Consider the following 17,481-nt stretch of genomic DNA (forward strand, 5'->3'; position numbering starts at 1 on the left):
AAACCTCCAAATAATTCATAGTTATTAGGAGGTTCAAGCGACTACAAAATCAAATTGTTTCGTGGATTAAAGCGAGAGAGAACGTCTTTTTTGCGCTGGATGGACACCTCCGTGTAAATTTCGGTTGTACTGACGCTGGAGTGGCCGAGAATTTCCTGAACGGATCTGAGGTCCGCTCCGTTGTCCAGCAGTTGCGTGGCAAAGGTGTGCCTGAGATAGTGGGGAGTGGCCCGTTGGTTGATGTTGGAGACGCTGCGATATTTATAGAAAATGTCCTCGATCGAATAGATGGTAAGCGGATTCCCGTATTTGTTGATAAAGAGAGCGTCGCATTGCGGATTCAGGAAATCCCGGATGTCCAGCCACATCTTTATTTTCGATAGGACCTCCTCGGAGGAAAGGTAGAGTATCCGTTCTTTTCGTCCTTTGCCGAAAATAAGCAGAGTCCGTTTCTCCAGTTCCAGATCTCTCAGCTTGATTCCCACCAGTTCCCCGATTCGTATCCCTGTCGAGAACAGCAGCTCGAGAATGGCATTGTTGCGGATGCAGATTTTTTTTCGATAAGCGCTTTTTAGCGTTTGCAGATCCGTTTGAACGGAAGTCAATAGCTTGCGGACGTCTTCGGTCGATAAGGTTTTGGGAATGCGTTTTGATTTTTTAAAGTTTTTTCCCAAAGCTTGAATTGGAGAATGCGAGATCCATTTTTTGTTTACGAGGAAGCTAAAGAAGGATTTGACGGACACATATTTCCGCTTAACCGAAGAATCCTTGATCAACTGATCCTGGATTAGCTCGGCGAAGTAGGCCTGGATATCGGCTTCGGAGATGGTGTCGTTGGAGCGGGAATGGAACCAATTGAGCAGCAGGCCCAGGTCGCAGGAGTATGCCTTAATGGATTTGGAAGAGAGATTGCGTTCAACGGCAAGATGGGCTGTAAACTTTTCAAGATAGATCGGAAAATCGCGAGTCGTCAGCATTAAAGAAACGTCCTCCATCACAGGTCATGTTGTCCATTCCCATTCTGAAGGAGTCGGATCAAGAGTACAAGAGGCGCGGAAAAGAAGCAGGAACCGCTTCGCTGCGAGCTCTCAAGAGCGCGGCGGAGCGGTTCTGCGCGTTAATAATGAACCGTCACTTCGATCTCCTGATCGTAGTTGCCGAAATGGCGGCCGAACAGGCTGACTCCGCCCGCGTGCTCGGCGTCTTCGCGGCTGGCGATGCGGAAGCGGAGATCTTCGCCGAAGCGTATGCCAAGATCGGAGATATTCGTATTCGACAGATAGACTCCGTCCAGGTACGTGCCGTCGGATCGGACCGAGAGCGTCTTCAGCAGCCCGTGCTGCGTGCCCAGGTTCCACCATGCCGGAGTGTGGGCGCCCCGCTGGCTTCCGTAGTCGCCGGGGCAGGTCCATGTGCCGATCTCGATTCCGTTGATCGAGAACGTAATGTCGGAAGGCCAGTTCTCGTTGTAGCCGGGCGCCTCGGAGCACAGCTCCAGCGACAGGCTGACGCTCTGCGCGCTCTGGCTGCCGACGAGATAATTGGGAATCCGGTACTCGACGAAGCCGCTGGCGAACCAGAGATGCTTGGCTTTCACGTGCTCCGGGTCGGAGAAGTAGCGGGGGTCGTCCACCATTCCGATCAGCGCTTGCTCGGAAGTCAGGCCGCACGTCGGCTTCACCTGAAAATCGGCGAATTGGCCGACCGGCACAGACACCGAATATTGCCGCAGAGCTTTCGTCTCCGGCGTCCTGAACTGCAGCGTGACGGTGTCGGGCAGAAGCCGACACACCTTCTGCCTTCCCCGCAGGCCCGATACGCTCTCGGTCCCTACGATCGCCGCCTCTTCCAGCTTCTGAATATGTTTCGTAACAATAGCCGACGATAGCTTCAGCTCGGCCGCGAGCTCCTTGATGTTCATCGGTCTGACGTTCAGCAATTCAATTATGCGCAGCCGGGTTTCGGAGGCAAAACACTCGAAATAAGCCGCGTTGCCGGAATGGACTTGTATGATCATGAAAATCTCCTTGTCGCGTATTGTTTTCATTATATAACTCAAAAGTTAATTAAACAATCTATATTGACATCATTATGCGGTTATTCGATAATATGGGCTGTATAATGAATTATATTGTTATTTAATTAATCAAAAAGCTAACTTATGGAGGCTGCGAACATGGAGAAGAACTATCGGCAGGAGCATCCGCGCCCGCAATTCGAGCGCGCGGATTGGATCAATCTGAACGGCGAATGGGAGTTTGAGTTCGACGACGGTCGAATTGGCGATAAGGAACAATGGCATTCGGGCGGGAAGGAGCTGTCCCGGCGCATTCAGGTGCCGTTCGCGTTCCAGAGCCGATTAAGCGGCATCGGCGATCCCGATTTTCACGATACGGTATGGTATAGAACCGCATTCGAGGTCCCTGCGTCCTTCTCGGGCAAGCGTACGATCCTGCATTTCGGAGCGGTGGACTACGAGGCGTCGGTATGGGTGAACGGGAAGCTGGCGGCGAAGCATGAAGGCGGCCATACGCCGTTCAGCGCGGACATTACGGAGATCGCTAATACGAGCGGCTCCAATACGCTGGTCGTCAAAGCGGTCGACTTCAGCCGCGACGTCACGCTTCCTCGAGGCAAGCAGTATTGGCTCGCGGATTCCGCCAGCATCTTCTACACGCGGACGACCGGCATCTGGCAGACGGTGTGGCTGGAAGCGGTCGGGCAAACTTATGTGGACAAGGTTCGTTTTACGCCGGACATCGATCGCAACGATATCGAGATGCGGATCTTTTTCGGCGGATTAGCGGGCAAGGCGGACGGCTTGACGCTAGAGATCGATGTTTCTTTCCAAGGTGTCCGCGTGGCCCGCGACATCGTGCAGGTGAACAACGAGGAGGAGACAAGGACGATCCGGTTAACGGACTTCAACGACCATTCCCAGGGCCGCTGGTGGTCTCCTGAGCGTCCGAACCTGTATGATGTTCGCTTCACGCTGCGGTCCGCAGACGCCGCGATCGACGAAGCTTCCAGTTATTTCGGCATGCGCAAGGTGTCTATTGAGGACGGGAAGTTCTGCCTGAACAATCGGCCTTATTTTCAGAAGCTGGTGCTCGACCAGGGCTATTTCCCGGACGGCAATCTGACGCCTCCCAGCGATGAGGCGATCCGGAAGGACGTCGAGCTGACGAAGGCGATGGGCTTCAACGGAGCCCGCAAGCACCAGAAGCTGGAGGACCCGCGTTATCTATACTGGGCGGACAAGCTGGGCCTGCTCGTCTGGAGCGAGGCGGCCAACGCCTATCAGTATTCGGAGAAGTACGTGCGCCGTTTCGTGAACGAGTGGCAGGAAGCAATGGAGCGCGATTACAACCATCCGTCCATCGTCGTGTGGGTGCCGCTTAACGAAAGCTGGGGCGTGCCGAACATCCAGATCGACAAGCGCCAGCAGCAGCATGCCTTGACGATGTATCATTTGACGAAGTCGCTGGACCCGATGCGGCTTGTCGTCTCCAACGACGGTTGGGAGCTGGTCGCGACGGACCTGTACAACATTCACGACTACGAATGGCGCAGGGAAGTGCTGGAGGAGCGCTACAGCGCGCAGGAGAAGGCGACAAGCGCGATGCCGGCGAATCGCAGACTGTCCGTCGGCGGGCATTCGTACGCGGGGCAGCCGATTCTCGTCACCGAGTTCGGCGGAATCGCCTATAAGAAGAGCGATTGGGAGGGCTGGGGCTATTCCGGCGCCGAGAACGACGAGGACTATGCCGAGCGGCTGCGCGCGGTCGTTCAGCCGCTGCTGCGTTCGGGCGTCGTGCAGGGATTCTGCTACACTCAGCTTACCGACGTGGAGCAGGAGATCAACGGCCTGCTGACGTATGACCGGGTTCCCAAGCTGCCTGTTGAGCTTGTCAAAGAAATTAACGAAGAAAAATAATCGGCCGAGAGGGTACCGAACACTGAACGAGGAAAGGGCGCTTCTCGCATGGGCGCATCCCTTTTCCTCCGATGCAAGATCCCCCGCAAAGCGACGTAAGCTTCGCAGCTTATGCCGATTGCTTTGCGGGGGCCCTCAAGATAATCTCTGCGTTATACGTCCCCATCGTTCCAACCACGAAGCGATTTTACGAAAGCCAATTCATTTACCAGGATCGCATTGACAGAGGCAGCTTAAAGGCATAGCATTAGAATGAACGTTCTATCTAAAAAGAAAATTGGAGCTTGCGCCGGGGGATCGTCCAATGGCGATACCTTTTTACCGGAAGTCGGTTAGCCCGGTCAGAGGCTCCAATCTCTCCCGCGTGGATATGAAGATGCGGCTTTCCGCCAATCTTTGCACCGGCAGACGCCGACCCGAAAGGGCGCGGTTTTATTTTCATCCACATTAGAATGAACGTTCACTACAAAAACACGAAGGAGACAATCGACCATGATTAAACCAACCAAAACCGTCATTATTACCGGGGCCAACTCCGGGCTGGGATACGAATGCGCCAAGCGCATCGCTCGGACTTCCCCCGACTATCACATTGTCATTGCCGGGCGCAGCGCCGAACGAATTGAGCGGGCCGCCCAATCGTTAGCTGGCGAGACTGGGGTAAATCGTTTTACGCCCGTGCAGTTGAATCTGGCTTCGCTGGACTCGGTTCGGAAGTTCGCGGAGCAGTGGCCGCAGCTCGGACTTCCCCCGCTGCACGGTTTAATCTGCAATGCCGGAGTGCAGTATTCCGGCCATATCGAACAATCGGAAGACGGATATGAAGCCACGTTCGCGGTTAATTATCTTGGACATTTCCTGTTGACCAATTCGCTTGTCGAATATATGGCCCGGAATGCGAGAATTATCGTTCTCTCAAGCATCACTCATGACGATCAGGCCAAAACCCCGCTTCCGAAACCTGTATTAAAGAGCGCGGAGGCGCTGGCGAATCCTTTTCCCCAGGCGGGAGAATCGATCGCCGAATTCGCGGGGAGAGCCTATTCGACCTCGAAGTTATGCATTCTTATGTTTGCTTACGAGTTGGAAAGAAGATTGAGCGCATCCGGCAGAGAAGACATTGCCGTCAATGCGTTTGATCCGGGCGGGATGTTGACCGGGATGACGAGGGAATGGAAACCGGCCGCGCGATGGATGATGAAAGCCTTATGGCCGCTGCTCCGGCTTGCGCCTAATGCGAGCACGCCGCGCAATTCGGCCAAGGTATTGGCGGAAATGGCCGTCTCCGAACGATATCGCGGAATTTCGGGGAAGTTTTACAGCATGATCGGTTCCTACCGGCAAGGGGCGCGCGAAAAGCAAACATCGGCGGTTTCATACGACAAGCGGCAAGCGCAGGAGCTGTGGGAAGGAAGCGAGCGGCTTATCGAGGCGAGGAAGTAAGCTGTAACGATCGGCAACGATTGTTTTGGAGGCGGCCGGTCCGGAGGCGGAGGAGCTTTTTCGCCGAGGTTACGAAGCGCTCCGGCTGTTGGAGGGAGACGGAGCGCCGAAGGCGGTATCGTTGGAGACCGGCAGCGGACGTCCCGTTATGAAAATCGACGCCCCGGGCTTCGTTCCCGTTAGCCGGGCGTTGTTTGCCTCCGGCGCGGCGGCGTCCGGGAGCGCTTCCGCTTCCGGCCTGCTGGCTCGAACGCTGACAATCGCGATCCATGCGGCAGGCAGCCTGTCTTGTCTTCACCGCAACGGACTTCTCCACAACGCCATTTCTCCGTGTCCATCCGGATACGCTCGACGTCGTCTATATCGGCTTCGAGCACGCCGTCCACGATGCGCTGCCGCCTCCCGGGTCCGCGAAGCGCGCGGACAAGCTCCTCTCGTACATCAACCGGATTTTACCGGTTGGCCTGTGCTCGTTCCGCTGGCGGCTCCGGCCGTGATTTCGCGACAGTTACGCTAAGCATCGCGCTTCTTCCGGAGAAACGCGGATCGAAGACGAGAATTTCGTCCCCTAAGTCCCGGGTGACGACGAACGGTGCGAACAGCAGCAGGCTTCTGGCCGCAGGGTGCGGCATTAAAGCTTCGACGTCCACCGGATCGATCCGGTGGATACGCACGATCCCGCTTGTTCCTCCGAGCTCGTGCCGCCCCTCCGCGGCTTCAAAGCCTTTTTTCGCATAATACGACAGGCCTCCGGGATACCGGTCCGCGCGGATCGCTATCCGCTCGAAGCCGTCGTTCTTCAAGTCCGCGTACACGTAAGCCGAGTGGGCAAGCTGAAAACCGGCATAGAGCGCTCCAAGCCCCCAGAAAACGCGGAATAATCGCGTACGCCGCTTCTCGTCGCGGAAGAGGAGCAGGAAGGGGACGATAACGGCGGCCATCGCCCAGAAGACGTACCCTTTGTTGGGAATAATTCCGATGGCGTATCTGCGCGGGGAGAACGGTTCAAGCAGTCCGGTTCCCCACGCGTTCGTCCAGTCGCTGACGATATGAAGCAGCACGCCCGCGAAGGCGGTCAGGAATAACCGCCAATCCTTGACGCGAAAAACGATCCGGGCCAGCAAGGAGAACATCCCCGCCCATACGGGCGCCATCGCCAACGAGTGCGTAATGCCCCGATGGGACATCAAATAATCCGCTCCGGCGCGCGCCCATTGGATGTCGATGTCCGGAATGACGCTCGAACCGACGGCCGCCCCGAAGAACGCCCATTTCGTTTTGACGTCCATGTCCGTCTTTTTCAACGCTCCGTAGAGGGCAACGCCGAACAAGGTGTGCGTCATGTAATCCAACCGCCGATCTCCCTTCTCTCTCTGTTTCTTCTTCCTATCATCGCGCATCCGCCGGACTCATTCAATCCCTTTGCGATCATAGACTATGAATAGGGCCGGATTGGGCAATAATGATTCCGATGCGCTCGACAATCGGGTCGCTCGCCATTCGAAGAAGAGGAGAACAATATGTGGGATAAGCTGTTGCTGCTGCTGGAAATTTTACTGGTCAATCTCGTGCTTAGCGGCGACAATGCGGTCGTGATCGCGATGGCCAGCCGGAATTTGCCCGTTCGTCTGCGCCGCAGGGCGATCTGGGCGGGGGCGTTGGGAGCGGTCGCGCTGCGCATCGTTCTGTCGGTCGCGGCCGTCGCTCTGCTGGACTTTCCGGCGGTGCGGCTGATCGGAGCGCTGCTGCTGTTGTATATCGCCATCCATCTGCTGCTTGAAGACGTAGAGGAGAAGCAGGTTGCCGGAGGCGCGTCGCTCGGAAAGGCGGTAGCGATCATTCTGCTGTCCGACCTGGTCATGAGTCTGGACAACGTGCTGGCGATCGCCGCCATCGCGGACAACGATCTGTGGCTTATGGCCGCGGGGATCGCGCTCAGCATCCCGCTTATCGTCTGGGGCAGTCAATTGGTGCTCAAAGCGTTGACCCGTTATCCGGCCATCGTCTGGATCGGCTCGGCCATACTCGGCTATACGGCCGGACAGATGCTGGGGGACGTCGAGTTTATCCGCGGCCGGCTGCCCGCTCTGGGAGTCTGGGGCAGAGGCTGGTTCCCCGCGGCATCGGCGTTATTCGTGCTTGTCGTTGCGTATTTGTGGCGAAGCTGGGGCGAAAACGCATCTGTGAAAGCGAGCGAAGGGAGACGAGCGCGGTAAAAGTAAACAAATGTAAATTTATCTATTGACACGCCGACTGTGTATGTCTATAATGACATATGTAATTGAGAATGATTATCATTAAATGTGAGAAATGTCACATTTGCAGCGAGCAAGGGGGCAGTCGAGATGGCCATTACCGGCCGCAAAGGCGCCGGAACGCTGCTGGCGGCAGCCAAGGCGATCTTGTTGACGGCGCCTTTATTCGTCGTGCTTTCGTTTGCGCTGGGAAGCGGAACGTCGGCCCGAACCGAGGTGTCGACGGAACAAGTCGTCGCAAGCGTCGAAGCGATGCTCACCGAGCTGCAGGCGGAGGAGCTGGATGGGGCCGCGGCCGACTTCGGCCTGGTGAAGAGGTGGTGGACGGCCAACAAGAGGACGGTAAAAGCGAGCTCCCTCGACTTGTCGCTGGAGATTGACCGGCAAATCGCGAATCTGTCGCTCGCTTTCCTGAACGGCGATGCCGGGAGAGCCGCCGACGAAGCGGGAGCGCTGCGGTTCTCGCTGCGCAACTACGCGGACGGGGCATACACCGACAATGACGGCAAGCGCCGCATGTCGCTGGGCGCCTATGTGATGAAGCTGCGCGGCGCGGCGGATTTGATGGAGAGAGAACGCTGGACGGAAGCGCGGGAAGAGGTGCGCCTGCTGCAGCGCCAATGGCTGTCCGTCGAAGGCGACGTCGTCAGCCGCTCGCAAACCGTGTACAACCACGCGGAGAGGGATCTCGTCCTGCTGGACGCGTATTTGGCCAATTCGTCGCAGCGCGGGCAAGCGCTCCCCGTTGCGGAGAGAATGATCGAATCGCTGGACCCGCTTGTCGACGCGAGCTATTCGTGGATAGACGCGGCGCTGATTCCGCTGAGGGAGGGTCTCGAAGCGCTGCTTGTCGTCGGCACCCTGCTGATGTACGCGCGAAAATCGGATTCCGGAAGAGCGAGGAACTGGGTCGTCGCGGGCTCGGCCGCGGGGGTTCTCGCCAGCATCGGAGTCGGACTGGCCGTCTCGCTGCTGCTGTCTTCGGGAGCCTTCGGCCGCAACAATTCGCTCATCAACGGCTGGACGGGCGTGCTGGCAAGCCTGCTGCTGCTCTATGTCAGCTATTGGCTGCATCGCAATTCCGACATGAAACGCTGGGGCCAATTTCTCAAGTCGGAGAGCGCCCGGGCGATGACAAGCGGGAGAATGGCTTCGTTGGCGTTGCTCGCTTTTTTCGCGATCGTGCGGGAAGGGCTGGAGACGGTCATCTTCCTTGTCGGGATGGTCGGCAAGCTGCCGGCGGGCCAGCTGGTCGGGGGAATCGCCGCGGGCTTCGGCGTTCTGGCCGTCTGCGCGCTTCTGATGATCCGGCTCGGCGCCAGGCTGCCGGTTCGGCCGGTTTTCCTCGTGTCGAGCGCAATCGTGTTTTATCTCTGCTTCAAGTTTATGGGCTCGGGCGTACATAGCCTGCAGATGGCCGGCGCGCTGCCGTCGACGGTGCACGAATATTTGCCCGAATACGGCGAGCTTGGCCTTTACCCGTCCTGGTACAGCACCTTTCCGCAATTCTTGTTTTTACTGGCCGCGATCTCCGTCGTTTTGCTGCGCCGTTTCATCGGCTCGGGCGACGGCCGGAACGGCAAGTCCCCAACGACAGCGACGCGAATAGACGTCAAATAATGGAGGAATTCATACATGAACAGAAATTACAAATGGGCAAGCTTGCTGCTGGCCGCAGGATTGACTCTAAGCGCGTGCGGCAATTCGAACGACGAAGAGCAATCCGCGGCGGCGCCGTCGGCGTCCTCGTCCAGCGAATCGACGCCGTCGGCGTCCCCGTCCGGCGAATCGTCGGCCAACGCGCTCAGTCCGATTCAGCAAGAGACGCTCAAGCTCCAGGAGGAAACGAAGAAGCTTCAGGAGGCGATCGAGAAGCAGGACACGGAGGAAACGAAGCGTCTCGGCAAAACGATCAACGACGTCTGGCTGGCCTACGAGAATTCCGTCCGTCAGACTTTCCCGCTCGAATACACCGAGGTCGAGAAATACGAAATGCCGATCTTCTCGGCGTCGGCGTACGACAAGATCGACTTCGACGCGTTGAAGACGACGGCGGAAAAGCTGCAGGCCGCGCTTGAGACGCTGTACAACGCCAAAGAAACGACGGGCAGCACGTCCGAGCTGCTGACGAAGGCGGTGGCGAACTATAAGGTCTACGTCGAAGAGCAGGCGGACCAGCTCGTCGCCCACACGAAGACGTTCGTCGAGGCGGTCAAAGCGGGCGACGCGGAGAAGGCGAAGCTCGAATATCCCCAAGCGCGCGTTTTCTTCGAAAATATCGAACCGATCGCGGAAAGCTTCGAGGATCTCGATCCAAGAATTGACGCCAGGCTCGCCGACGTGGAGGACGAGAGCGAATGGACCGGGTTCCACCGTATCGAGAAGGCGCTGTGGCTCGACAATACGCTGGAAGGCATGGACGCGTACGCCGATCAGCTGGTGAAGGATACGGAGGAGCTGCAGGCCAAGGTCAGAACGCTCGACCTGGAAGCGAAAGCGATGGTAGCGGGAGCGATGGAGCTGCTGAACGAAGCGGCCATCTCCAAAATCACGGGCGAGGAAGAAATTTATTCGCATACCGATCTGGTCGATTTCGCGGCCAACGTCGACGGCTCGAAGAACGTCTATCTGGCGATCATACCGGCGCTGAACGAGAAAAACACGCAGCTGGCGAACGATCTGGACGCGCAGTTCCAATTGCTTGAGCAGACGCTCAGAGGTTACCAGACGAACGGGATCTACGTCGCGTACGACCAGCTTTCGACGGAGCAAATTCGCGAGCTCAGCGACCAGATCAGCCAGCTGTCCAATCTGATGTCGCAGACGGCGAGCATTCTGTAAGCTTGAACCGGACGGGGGGAGCCGCGTGGAGCGGGACAAGAAGCAGCAAGGCATGTCGAGGCGGGAGTTTCTGAAGCTCTCCGCCTCCCTGGGCGCCGGAATCGCCATCGGCGCTTCCGGCATGAAGGCGATCGAGCATGCGGTTCGATCCGACGCGCCGGCGGCGACCGGGGCCGGAACCGGAGTCGATCCAGAGGCGGCGGACGAGCGGATTCCGCTGTACGGCGAGCATCAGGCCGGCATCGTTACGCCTCAGCAAACTTATATGTATTTAGCCAGCTTTCGGATAACGGCCGCGGATCGCGCGGCCGTTATCCGGCTGTTCCGGGATTGGACGAGGTTCGCCGATCTTGCCGCCGCGGGAGGCGAGATGAAGTCGGGCGGCAATCCGCAGCTTCCTCCCAGCGATACGGGAGAGACGCTCGACCTGCCCGCGGCGAAGCTGACCGCGACGTTCGGCTTCGGACCTTCCCTGTTTCTCCAAGACGGGAAGGACAGATACGGCCTCGCAAGCAAGCTGCCGCGCTATCTGCAGGACATTCCCCGAATGCCGCGGGACAATCTCGATCCGCTCCTGTGCGGGGGAGACGTATGCGTGCAGGTGTGCGCGGAGGATCAACAGGTCGCCTTCCATGCGATCCGCAACTTCATCCGGCTGTCGACCGGCTCCGCCGCGGTCAACTGGCTGCAGGAAGGCTTTATCAGCGGCGGAAGCGGGGGGCAAACTCCGCGCAATCTGTTCGGCTTCAAGGACGGAACGGCCAATCGCCTTCACGAGACGCCCGCCGGCTACGACAGCGTCGTATGGGCCGGAGACGGGGAGCCGGACTGGATGAAGGGCGGCACTTACATGGCCTACAGAAAAGTCCGCATGCTGCTGGAGGTGTGGGACCGGTCGTCGCTCGCCGATCAGGAGGATACGTTCGGAAGGCATAAGGAATCGGGCGCGGCTTACGGGCGGCAGGGGGAATTCGACGAGGTCGATCCGTCGCGGCTTCCGGACCGCTCCCACGTGAGATTGGCCAAGGAAACGAACCAGCTTATTCACCGCAGAGGCTACTCGTATACGGACGGGGTGGACCCCCGGACCGGCAACGTGAACGCGGGGCTGCTGTTCGTCAGCTACCAGCGGAATCCGGAGGCGCAATTGCTGCCGATGCTGAAGCTGATGCAGAGCCGCGACGCATTAAACGAATACGCCGTTCACATCGCCAGCGGCCTGTTCGCTTGCCCGGGCGGCTTGCGGGAAGGCCGCTACATCGGTCAGAGCCTGCTGGAATCGTAGGTCCCCGATTCAATCCCCGCTTATTCGCTCCGCAAGGTGATCACGGTCAATTCGGGAACGCTGCCGACGCGCACCGGAATGCGCGTCGTGCCGCTCCCGCGGTTGACGTACAGCAGGTACGGCCGCCTGTCGCGGGACCGTCCGCCGATCCGGTACAGGCCGCTGACGTACTTGCTGCCGAGCTCCGTGCGCACGATCGGGCCGACGAGCGGCAAGGACACCTGCCCGCCGTGACTGTGCCCGGACAGCTGCAGGTCGACCGGATAGCGGATCAGCCGGTCCGCCACGTCCGGCTCGTGGACGAGCAGCAGGTTAAAGCGGCCGTGCTCCAGCCGGGAGAGCGTCTTGGACGCGTTCGGCTTGCCCAGAACATAGTCGTCCAGGCCCGTGATCGTAATAAACTCTCCGCCCGGAAGCTCGATGCGCCGGGTCGAATTGATCAGCACCGCGAACCCTCCCCGGCTCAGGAACGCTCCGGAGGAACGAAGCTTCCGCCCGTAGCCGAAATCGTGATTGCCGTATACGGCGTACTTGCCCAGCCGGGACTCGATCCGCGCCAGCGCCGGCGACGGATCGTATTTGGCGATATTGTCCTTCCGACGCGCATCGTGCAAATCCCCGGTGAAGACGACCAAGTCGGGACGGAGCGAATTGACGGCGTCCGCGAGGCGATTCAGCCGCCCGAGGGAATAGCGGGGTCCGAGATGGGTGTCGCTGAACTGAACGATCGTCAGGCCGTCGAAGCCCGGCGGTATGCGGGGAGACCGAACGGTATGGCGAACGACGCTTAACCGCCGGCGCTCGCCGAAGAAGCCGTACGCGCACAAGACCGCGAGGATCGCGATCACAGCCGCAACGGTTATCATCATGCTGTCGTCCTCCTTCTCGTATCTCTTCAAATTACCATGGATTCGTTCCCGATTAAAGCGGAGACCGCGGCCGCACCGTCGAATTGTGAAGTATATCACAGTCTATATGCCGAATGCATGCTTCAATGGAAGAATATTGGGGCAACAAGGGGGAAGCTTCATGAAACCGAAATTCGGCATCGTCAAAAAAATGGTAATCGGGATAACGGCGGCATCCGCGGTCACCTACGCGACCAGCGCTTTTTTTCTCCTGGTGTTAAAGGATATGTTCGATTTTATGTCGGGGTGGCTGTTCGTGCTCCTGACTTTGCTGTTCGGTATTTTCTGGACCGGCTTGTTCGGCTTCTTCGCGGCCAAATGGCTGCTCAAGCCGCTGCTGTCGCTGACGCAGGCGGCGCGCGAAGCGGCGAAGGGCAACCTTCGGGCCAACGTGGCGGCTTCCACCTCGGGCGATGAGATGCAGGAGCTCGGCGAAGCTTTCGCGAAAATGCTGGAGCAGCTGCGGACGATGATCGACGGCATCAAGGACAATACGAGGCTGACGGATTCGCACGTGAAGGAGCTGCAGGAAGCGATCGGACAAGCCGCCGGACAGATCGAGCAGATGACCAGCGAGTCGGAAGCGATTACTTCGGGCACGCAGACCCAGGCGGAGTCGGCGGAACGGCTTCATCTGGACGCGGAGTCGCTGGCGTCCGCGGCGGGTCGGATGAGCGAGGAAGCGGGATCGGCGCGCGAGCGCGCCGGCGGGATGAACCGGGCCGCGGCGCAGAGCGAGGAGGTTTTCCGTTCGCTGATCGGCGGCATGCGGCAGCTGTCCGAGCTGAACAAGGAAGCGATGGACGTCGTCGAGAAGCTGAGCGATTACGCGCGGCAGATCGGCTCGATCTCCGACGTCGTCGGCGATCTGGCCGACCAGACGCACCTGCTGGCGCTGAACGCTTCGATCGAAGCGGCGAGAGCCGGGGAGGAAGGACGGGGCTTCGAAGTCGTCGCCCAAGCGGTCAAATCGCTTGCCGACGAGAGCGCCGGTTCGGTCAAAAACATTCGCACGCTCATTCGCCATATCCAGGACGAAGTCGGACGAGCGGTCGGGCACATTCGCTCCCAGTACGAGCTGTCCGAGAGCGAAGCGGAGAAGGGCCAGCGATTCGCCGCGGCGTTCCGCGAGGTGAACGAGGAGGCGCAGCACGTCGTCGCCATCGTCGAGTCGATGGCCGCCGATATCGCCCGCCAGGCGGAGCAGGCGGCCGTGCAATTGCACGAGGCAAAGCGCGTAGCCAACGCGGCGGACCGTATTCGGCTCGGCGCGCAGCAGGTGTTCTCCGCGTCGCAGGAGCAGACGGCGGTCATGGAGGAAATCGCCGCTTCGACGGACGCCCTGCGGGCGAGATCCGCGGAGCTGAGGACGAAGACGGAATTTTTCCGCTCCTGAGCCGGTGGCTATTGACAATGCAAATTAAATAAGTCATTATGATATTATCAAAATGAAATTATGAAAAGGGCAGGTGAGCCACCATGGACGCAGCGACCGGAGACGAGAACACCTCCCGCTATTCGGCCGCCCGCTATCGGACTCCGGACGGCGCGCCTGCCGACATCGTCATCTTCACGATCGCATCCTCGACGCGGAATTCCGCGAAGAAGTCGCTGCCCCTGCGCGAGCTGCAGGTTATGCTCGTCGAGCGGAAGAAGTGGCCTTACGAGGGAAGCTGGGCTTTGCCCGGAGGCTTCTGCAACGAGAACGAGTCGATCTACGAGTGCGCGATGCGCGAGCTGGAGGAAGAGACGGGAGTCGGCGGTATTCATCTCGAATACTTTAACGTATACAGCGAGCCGGGCAGAGATCCGCGCGGCTGGATGATCTCCCACGCCTTCTTCGCGCTGGTGAACGAGACGAGGCTGACGAACCGCAGGGCGGCGGACGACGCGTCCGACGTTCGCCTGTTCCCGGCAGCCGAGGCGCTGGAGCTGCCGCTGGCCTTCGACCATCGCCTCATTCTGGAGGACGCGCTGGAGCGCGTTCGCGAGAAGATGCTGACAACGACGATCGCCAGGCAGTTCCTGCCGGAGGAGTTTACGATCAGCGAGCTGTATCAGGTCATCGAGACGGTCGTTCCGGAGTTCGAGGAGAAAAATTTCATTCGCAAAATCACGTCGACGCAGAGCCGCAAGGGCATACTGGAAGAGGCGAGGGACGGCAGCGGAGAACGGAAAATGTCCAACCGCTATTCGCAGCGGTTCGCGCAGCTGTACCGGTTTACGGATTTTCAGCCGAAGCTGTCGATCTATAGTTAAGCCCGCGAGTCGGAGAGGGCGGACGCGCGGCTCGGAGCGCAAGAGTATTCGGGAGTCCCCCGGCTTGCTGGAGACGGGGCGCCGTTTTGTCGCCATTGATATTGTCCATTTAATAGTATCAAAAAAATATTTTAGGGGATGAGCCTATGAAAGCCTTGATCGTGATCGACTATACGGTCGACTTTGTCGTCGGGAAGCTTCCGGTCGGAGAGCCCGGCGTTGCCATCGAGGACAGAATATGCGAGCTGACGAGACGTTTTGCGGAGCGGGGGGACTGGGTCGTGATGGCGGTCGACCTGCACGAGGAAGGCGACGAGCTCCATCCGGAGACCCGGCTGTTCCCTCCGCACAACATTCGAGGGACGGCGGGCCGGGACCTGTACGGGAAGCTGGGCGAATGGCACGCCGCGCATGGAGATCAAGCCTATTGGATGGATAAAACGAGATACAGCGCCTTCTGCGGAACCGATCTGGAGCTGAAGCTGCGGGAGCGGGACGTTCGCGAGGTTCATCTGATCGGCGTCTGCACCGATATCTGCGTGCTGCATACGGCCGTGGATGCGTACAACAAAGGCTTCGGCATCGTCGTTCACGCCGATGCCGTCGCCAGCTTTAATCCGCAAGGCCACGAATGGGCGCTCGGACACTTCGAGAACGCGCTTGGCGCCGAAGTCGTTCGGGACGACCGATAATCGCGAGAGAGAAAAGGAGCTGCCCCCATGAGCGAGACCAATCTGACGCTCCATACGGACAAATATCAGATCAATATGATGTACGCGCACTGGAAGCGCGGCACGAAGAACGAGCGGGCCGTGTTCGAGGCTTATTTCCGCAAGCTGCCGTTCGGCAACGGCTACGCGGTGTTCGCCGGCCTGGAGCGTCTCGTCGACTATGTGCGCAAGCTGTCGTTCGGCGAGGAAGAGATCCATTACCTGCGAACGCAGGAGGAAAATTACGACGAAGCTTTCCTCGAAGAACTGCGCGGCTTCAAGTTCGGCGGCAGCATCCATGCCGTCCCGGAAGGGACCCCCGTATTCCCGAACGTGCCGCTCGTCCGCGTGGAAGCCAGGGTGTTCGAGGCGCAATTGATCGAGACGGCGCTGCTTAACTTCGTCAACTTCCAGACGCTGCTCGCGACGAAGGCGTCGAGAGTGAAGCAGGTGGCTCCCGACGACCTGCTGCTCGAATTCGGCACAAGGCGCGCGCAGGAGGCGGACGCCGCGGTGTGGGGAGCGAGAGCCGCCTATATCGCCGGGTTTCACGCGACGTCGAACATGCTGGCCGGCATGCGCTTCGGCATACCGACCGCGGGCACGCACGCGCACGCCTGGGTTCAGGGCCACGACAGCGAGGAGGACGCGTTCCGCGATTATGCCGAAGCGCTGCCGGACCATGTCACGCTGCTCGTCGACACGTACGATACGCTGAAGAGCGGCGTTCCCAACGCGATTCGCATCGCCCGCGAGCTGCAGCGGCGAGGCAAGCGCCTGAAGGGCATTCGCCTGGACAGCGGCGACTTGGCATACCTGTCGAAGCGCGCCCGGGAGATGCTGGACGAGGCTGGCTTCGCCGACGTGAAGATCGTCGCTTCGAACGATCTCGACGAGAACCTGATCGCCGAATTGAAGGCGCAGGGAGCGAAGATCGACAGCTGGGGCGTGGGAACGCAGCTGATTACCGCGTTCGACCAGCCGGCACTGGGCGGCGTCTACAAGCTGGTGGCGAGAGAGAAGGCGGGCGGGCTGGAACCGGTGATCAAAATTTCCGGCAATCCCGAGAAAATCTCGAATCCCGGCGTGAAGGAAGCGTACCGCATCGTAAACGCGGACAACGGCATGGCGGAAGCCGATTACGTGACGCTGCCGGGAGACGGGGACATTGCCGACGGGAAGCCGATCCGGCTGTTCGATCCGCTGCACCCCCATCTGTTCAAGCGCGTTGACCGTTATCGGGCGATCCCGCTGCTGCAGCCCGTATTTTCGGAAGGCCAGCTCGTCTGCCGCCTCCCGGAGCTGGACGAAATTCGCCGCGAGCATGCCCGTCAGCTCGCTTTGTTCTGGCCGGAGCATCTGCGCAAGCTGAACCCGGAGCCGTATCGCGTCAATTACAGCCCCGCCGTCCTGGACCTCAAAGCCGAGCTGATCCGCAAGCACCTCTCGGAGTAGTCGTTCGGGAGATGCCGCGCGCACAGCCGAAACGATAGACGGCTGGGGGATATGCGGCGCAGCCGCCGCGGCGAAAAGGCGGCAAGCCGCCGGAGATCCGGGGGCCGCAAGGCTCCGCTGCCGGGAAATAAGGTTGCAATCCCCTGCCTCCCGGGCTATAATTCCAAGTGATTGGTAGCTTGCGGCAATTGAATAGACTCTAAATCTTAAGGTGCCCGATGCGGAAATGGCAGCGGGTTAAAAGGGAAGCCGGTGCAAGTCCGGCACGGTCCCGCCACTGTGAAATAGGGACGGCCCCGATACGCCACTGTCCGCCCGGACGGGAAGGCGGGGCGCGTTACGAACCTATAAGTCAGGAGACCTGCCTTAAGATGCAGCAGACGAAATC

Annotated in this window: 14 protein-coding genes and 1 riboswitch; of the genes, 10 read left to right on the forward strand and 4 right to left on the reverse strand. The window is 59.2% G+C overall.

Annotated features, from left to right (window positions below; translation table 11 throughout):
• Positions 1-41: 41 nt before the first annotated feature.
• Positions 42-977 carry a tyrosine-type recombinase/integrase gene (locus ACFFT4_RS22500; protein ID WP_378051097.1) on the reverse strand — a complete coding sequence of 312 codons (936 nt, stop codon included), beginning with the start codon at positions 975-977 and terminating at the stop codon, positions 42-44.
• Positions 978-1,117: 140 nt separating this feature from the next.
• Positions 1,118-2,017, reverse strand: a complete 900-nt coding sequence (locus ACFFT4_RS22505; protein WP_378051098.1) for an ArsR/SmtB family transcription factor — start codon at positions 2,015-2,017, stop codon at positions 1,118-1,120.
• A 159-nt stretch (positions 2,018-2,176) separates the two neighbouring features.
• Between ACFFT4_RS22505 and ACFFT4_RS22510 the strand changes: the two genes are divergently transcribed.
• Both ACFFT4_RS22510 and ACFFT4_RS22515 read left to right on the forward strand, forming a co-directional pair.
• Positions 2,177-3,937: a glycoside hydrolase family 2 protein gene (locus tag ACFFT4_RS22510; RefSeq protein ID WP_378051100.1), complete on the forward strand. Its 1,761-nt coding sequence runs from the start codon at positions 2,177-2,179 to the stop codon at positions 3,935-3,937.
• A gap of 492 nt (positions 3,938-4,429) precedes the next feature.
• A complete protein-coding gene (locus tag ACFFT4_RS22515) occupies positions 4,430-5,380 on the forward strand; it encodes an SDR family NAD(P)-dependent oxidoreductase (protein WP_378051101.1) in 951 nt (316 codons plus the stop codon).
• 452 nt (positions 5,381-5,832) lie between these two features.
• Here the strand turns inward: ACFFT4_RS22515 and ACFFT4_RS22520 are convergent, their stop codons facing one another.
• The gene (locus tag ACFFT4_RS22520) at positions 5,833-6,723 is read right to left on the reverse strand and encodes a metal-dependent hydrolase (RefSeq protein WP_378051265.1); all 891 of its coding nucleotides are present in this window, start codon (positions 6,721-6,723) and stop codon (positions 5,833-5,835) included.
• A gap of 177 nt (positions 6,724-6,900) precedes the next feature.
• On the opposite strand from ACFFT4_RS22520, the gene ACFFT4_RS22525 reads away from it, so the two are divergent.
• The 4 genes from ACFFT4_RS22525 (at position 6,901) to efeB (ending at position 11,761) form a co-directional block, all read left to right on the forward strand.
• Positions 6,901-7,596 carry a TerC family protein gene (locus tag ACFFT4_RS22525; protein WP_378051102.1) on the forward strand — a complete coding sequence of 232 codons (696 nt, stop codon included), beginning with the start codon at positions 6,901-6,903 and terminating at the stop codon, positions 7,594-7,596.
• Positions 7,597-7,725: 129 nt separating this feature from the next.
• Entirely contained in the window at positions 7,726-9,255 is a 1,530-nt protein-coding gene (locus ACFFT4_RS22530) for an FTR1 family iron permease (protein WP_378051103.1), read from the forward strand.
• A gap of 15 nt (positions 9,256-9,270) precedes the next feature.
• Positions 9,271-10,476 (forward strand): iron uptake system protein EfeO, encoded by a 1,206-nt coding sequence (gene efeO / locus ACFFT4_RS22535; RefSeq protein WP_378051104.1) that lies wholly within the window; start codon positions 9,271-9,273, stop codon positions 10,474-10,476.
• A 25-nt stretch (positions 10,477-10,501) separates the two neighbouring features.
• Positions 10,502-11,761 (forward strand): iron uptake transporter deferrochelatase/peroxidase subunit, encoded by a 1,260-nt coding sequence (gene efeB / locus ACFFT4_RS22540; RefSeq protein ID WP_378051105.1) that lies wholly within the window; start codon positions 10,502-10,504, stop codon positions 11,759-11,761.
• Between the two features lie 20 nt (positions 11,762-11,781).
• On the opposite strand, the gene ACFFT4_RS22545 is transcribed toward efeB, so the two are convergent.
• Positions 11,782-12,630, reverse strand: coding sequence for a metallophosphoesterase (locus ACFFT4_RS22545; protein ID WP_378051106.1), 849 nt, complete (start codon positions 12,628-12,630; stop codon positions 11,782-11,784).
• A gap of 160 nt (positions 12,631-12,790) precedes the next feature.
• Here ACFFT4_RS22545 and ACFFT4_RS22550 point away from each other — a divergent pair, with 160 nt between their 5' ends.
• From ACFFT4_RS22550 to ACFFT4_RS22565, 4 genes are all read left to right on the forward strand, one after another.
• Positions 12,791-14,065: a methyl-accepting chemotaxis protein gene (locus ACFFT4_RS22550; RefSeq protein WP_378051108.1), complete on the forward strand. Its 1,275-nt coding sequence runs from the start codon at positions 12,791-12,793 to the stop codon at positions 14,063-14,065.
• Positions 14,066-14,148: 83 nt separating this feature from the next.
• Entirely contained in the window at positions 14,149-14,928 is a 780-nt protein-coding gene (locus ACFFT4_RS22555; RefSeq protein WP_378051110.1) for an NUDIX hydrolase, read from the forward strand.
• 146 nt (positions 14,929-15,074) lie between these two features.
• A complete protein-coding gene (locus tag ACFFT4_RS22560) occupies positions 15,075-15,620 on the forward strand; it encodes a cysteine hydrolase family protein (protein WP_378051111.1) in 546 nt (181 codons plus the stop codon).
• 27 nt (positions 15,621-15,647) lie between these two features.
• Positions 15,648-17,093 carry a nicotinate phosphoribosyltransferase gene (locus tag ACFFT4_RS22565; protein ID WP_378051112.1) on the forward strand — a complete coding sequence of 482 codons (1,446 nt, stop codon included), beginning with the start codon at positions 15,648-15,650 and terminating at the stop codon, positions 17,091-17,093.
• Between the two features lie 192 nt (positions 17,094-17,285).
• A riboswitch (cobalamin riboswitch) is annotated at positions 17,286-17,476 on the forward strand.
• The last annotated feature ends 5 nt before the right edge of the window (positions 17,477-17,481 follow it).

This window comes from Cohnella cellulosilytica, from assembly GCF_042431195.1.
In the GTDB taxonomy this organism is placed as follows: Bacteria; Bacillota; Bacilli; order Paenibacillales; family Paenibacillaceae; genus Cohnella; species Cohnella cellulosilytica.

What these genes read in the sequence shown, in the direction of transcription:
- ACFFT4_RS22530 (WP_378051103.1), top strand. Translation starts at nt 7,726, where the DNA reads ATGGCCATTACCGGCCGCAAAGGCGCCGGAACGCTGCTGGCGGCAGCC.
- ACFFT4_RS22525 (WP_378051102.1), top strand. Translation starts at nt 6,901, where the DNA reads ATGTGGGATAAGCTGTTGCTGCTGCTGGAAATTTTACTGGTCAATCTC.
- ACFFT4_RS22520 (WP_378051265.1), bottom strand. Translation starts at nt 6,723, where the DNA reads ATGACGCACACCTTGTTCGGCGTTGCCCTCTACGGAGCGTTGAAAAAG.
- ACFFT4_RS22515 (WP_378051101.1), top strand. Translation starts at nt 4,430, where the DNA reads ATGATTAAACCAACCAAAACCGTCATTATTACCGGGGCCAACTCCGGG.
- ACFFT4_RS22500 (WP_378051097.1), bottom strand. Translation starts at nt 977, where the DNA reads ATGCTGACGACTCGCGATTTTCCGATCTATCTTGAAAAGTTTACAGCC.
- ACFFT4_RS22545 (WP_378051106.1), bottom strand. Translation starts at nt 12,630, where the DNA reads ATGATGATAACCGTTGCGGCTGTGATCGCGATCCTCGCGGTCTTGTGC.
- ACFFT4_RS22555 (WP_378051110.1), top strand. Translation starts at nt 14,149, where the DNA reads ATGGACGCAGCGACCGGAGACGAGAACACCTCCCGCTATTCGGCCGCC.
- efeO (WP_378051104.1), top strand. Translation starts at nt 9,271, where the DNA reads ATGAACAGAAATTACAAATGGGCAAGCTTGCTGCTGGCCGCAGGATTG.
- ACFFT4_RS22550 (WP_378051108.1), top strand. Translation starts at nt 12,791, where the DNA reads ATGAAACCGAAATTCGGCATCGTCAAAAAAATGGTAATCGGGATAACG.
- ACFFT4_RS22560 (WP_378051111.1), top strand. Translation starts at nt 15,075, where the DNA reads ATGAAAGCCTTGATCGTGATCGACTATACGGTCGACTTTGTCGTCGGG.
- ACFFT4_RS22505 (WP_378051098.1), bottom strand. Translation starts at nt 2,017, where the DNA reads ATGATCATACAAGTCCATTCCGGCAACGCGGCTTATTTCGAGTGTTTT.
- ACFFT4_RS22510 (WP_378051100.1), top strand. Translation starts at nt 2,177, where the DNA reads ATGGAGAAGAACTATCGGCAGGAGCATCCGCGCCCGCAATTCGAGCGC.
- ACFFT4_RS22565 (WP_378051112.1), top strand. Translation starts at nt 15,648, where the DNA reads ATGAGCGAGACCAATCTGACGCTCCATACGGACAAATATCAGATCAAT.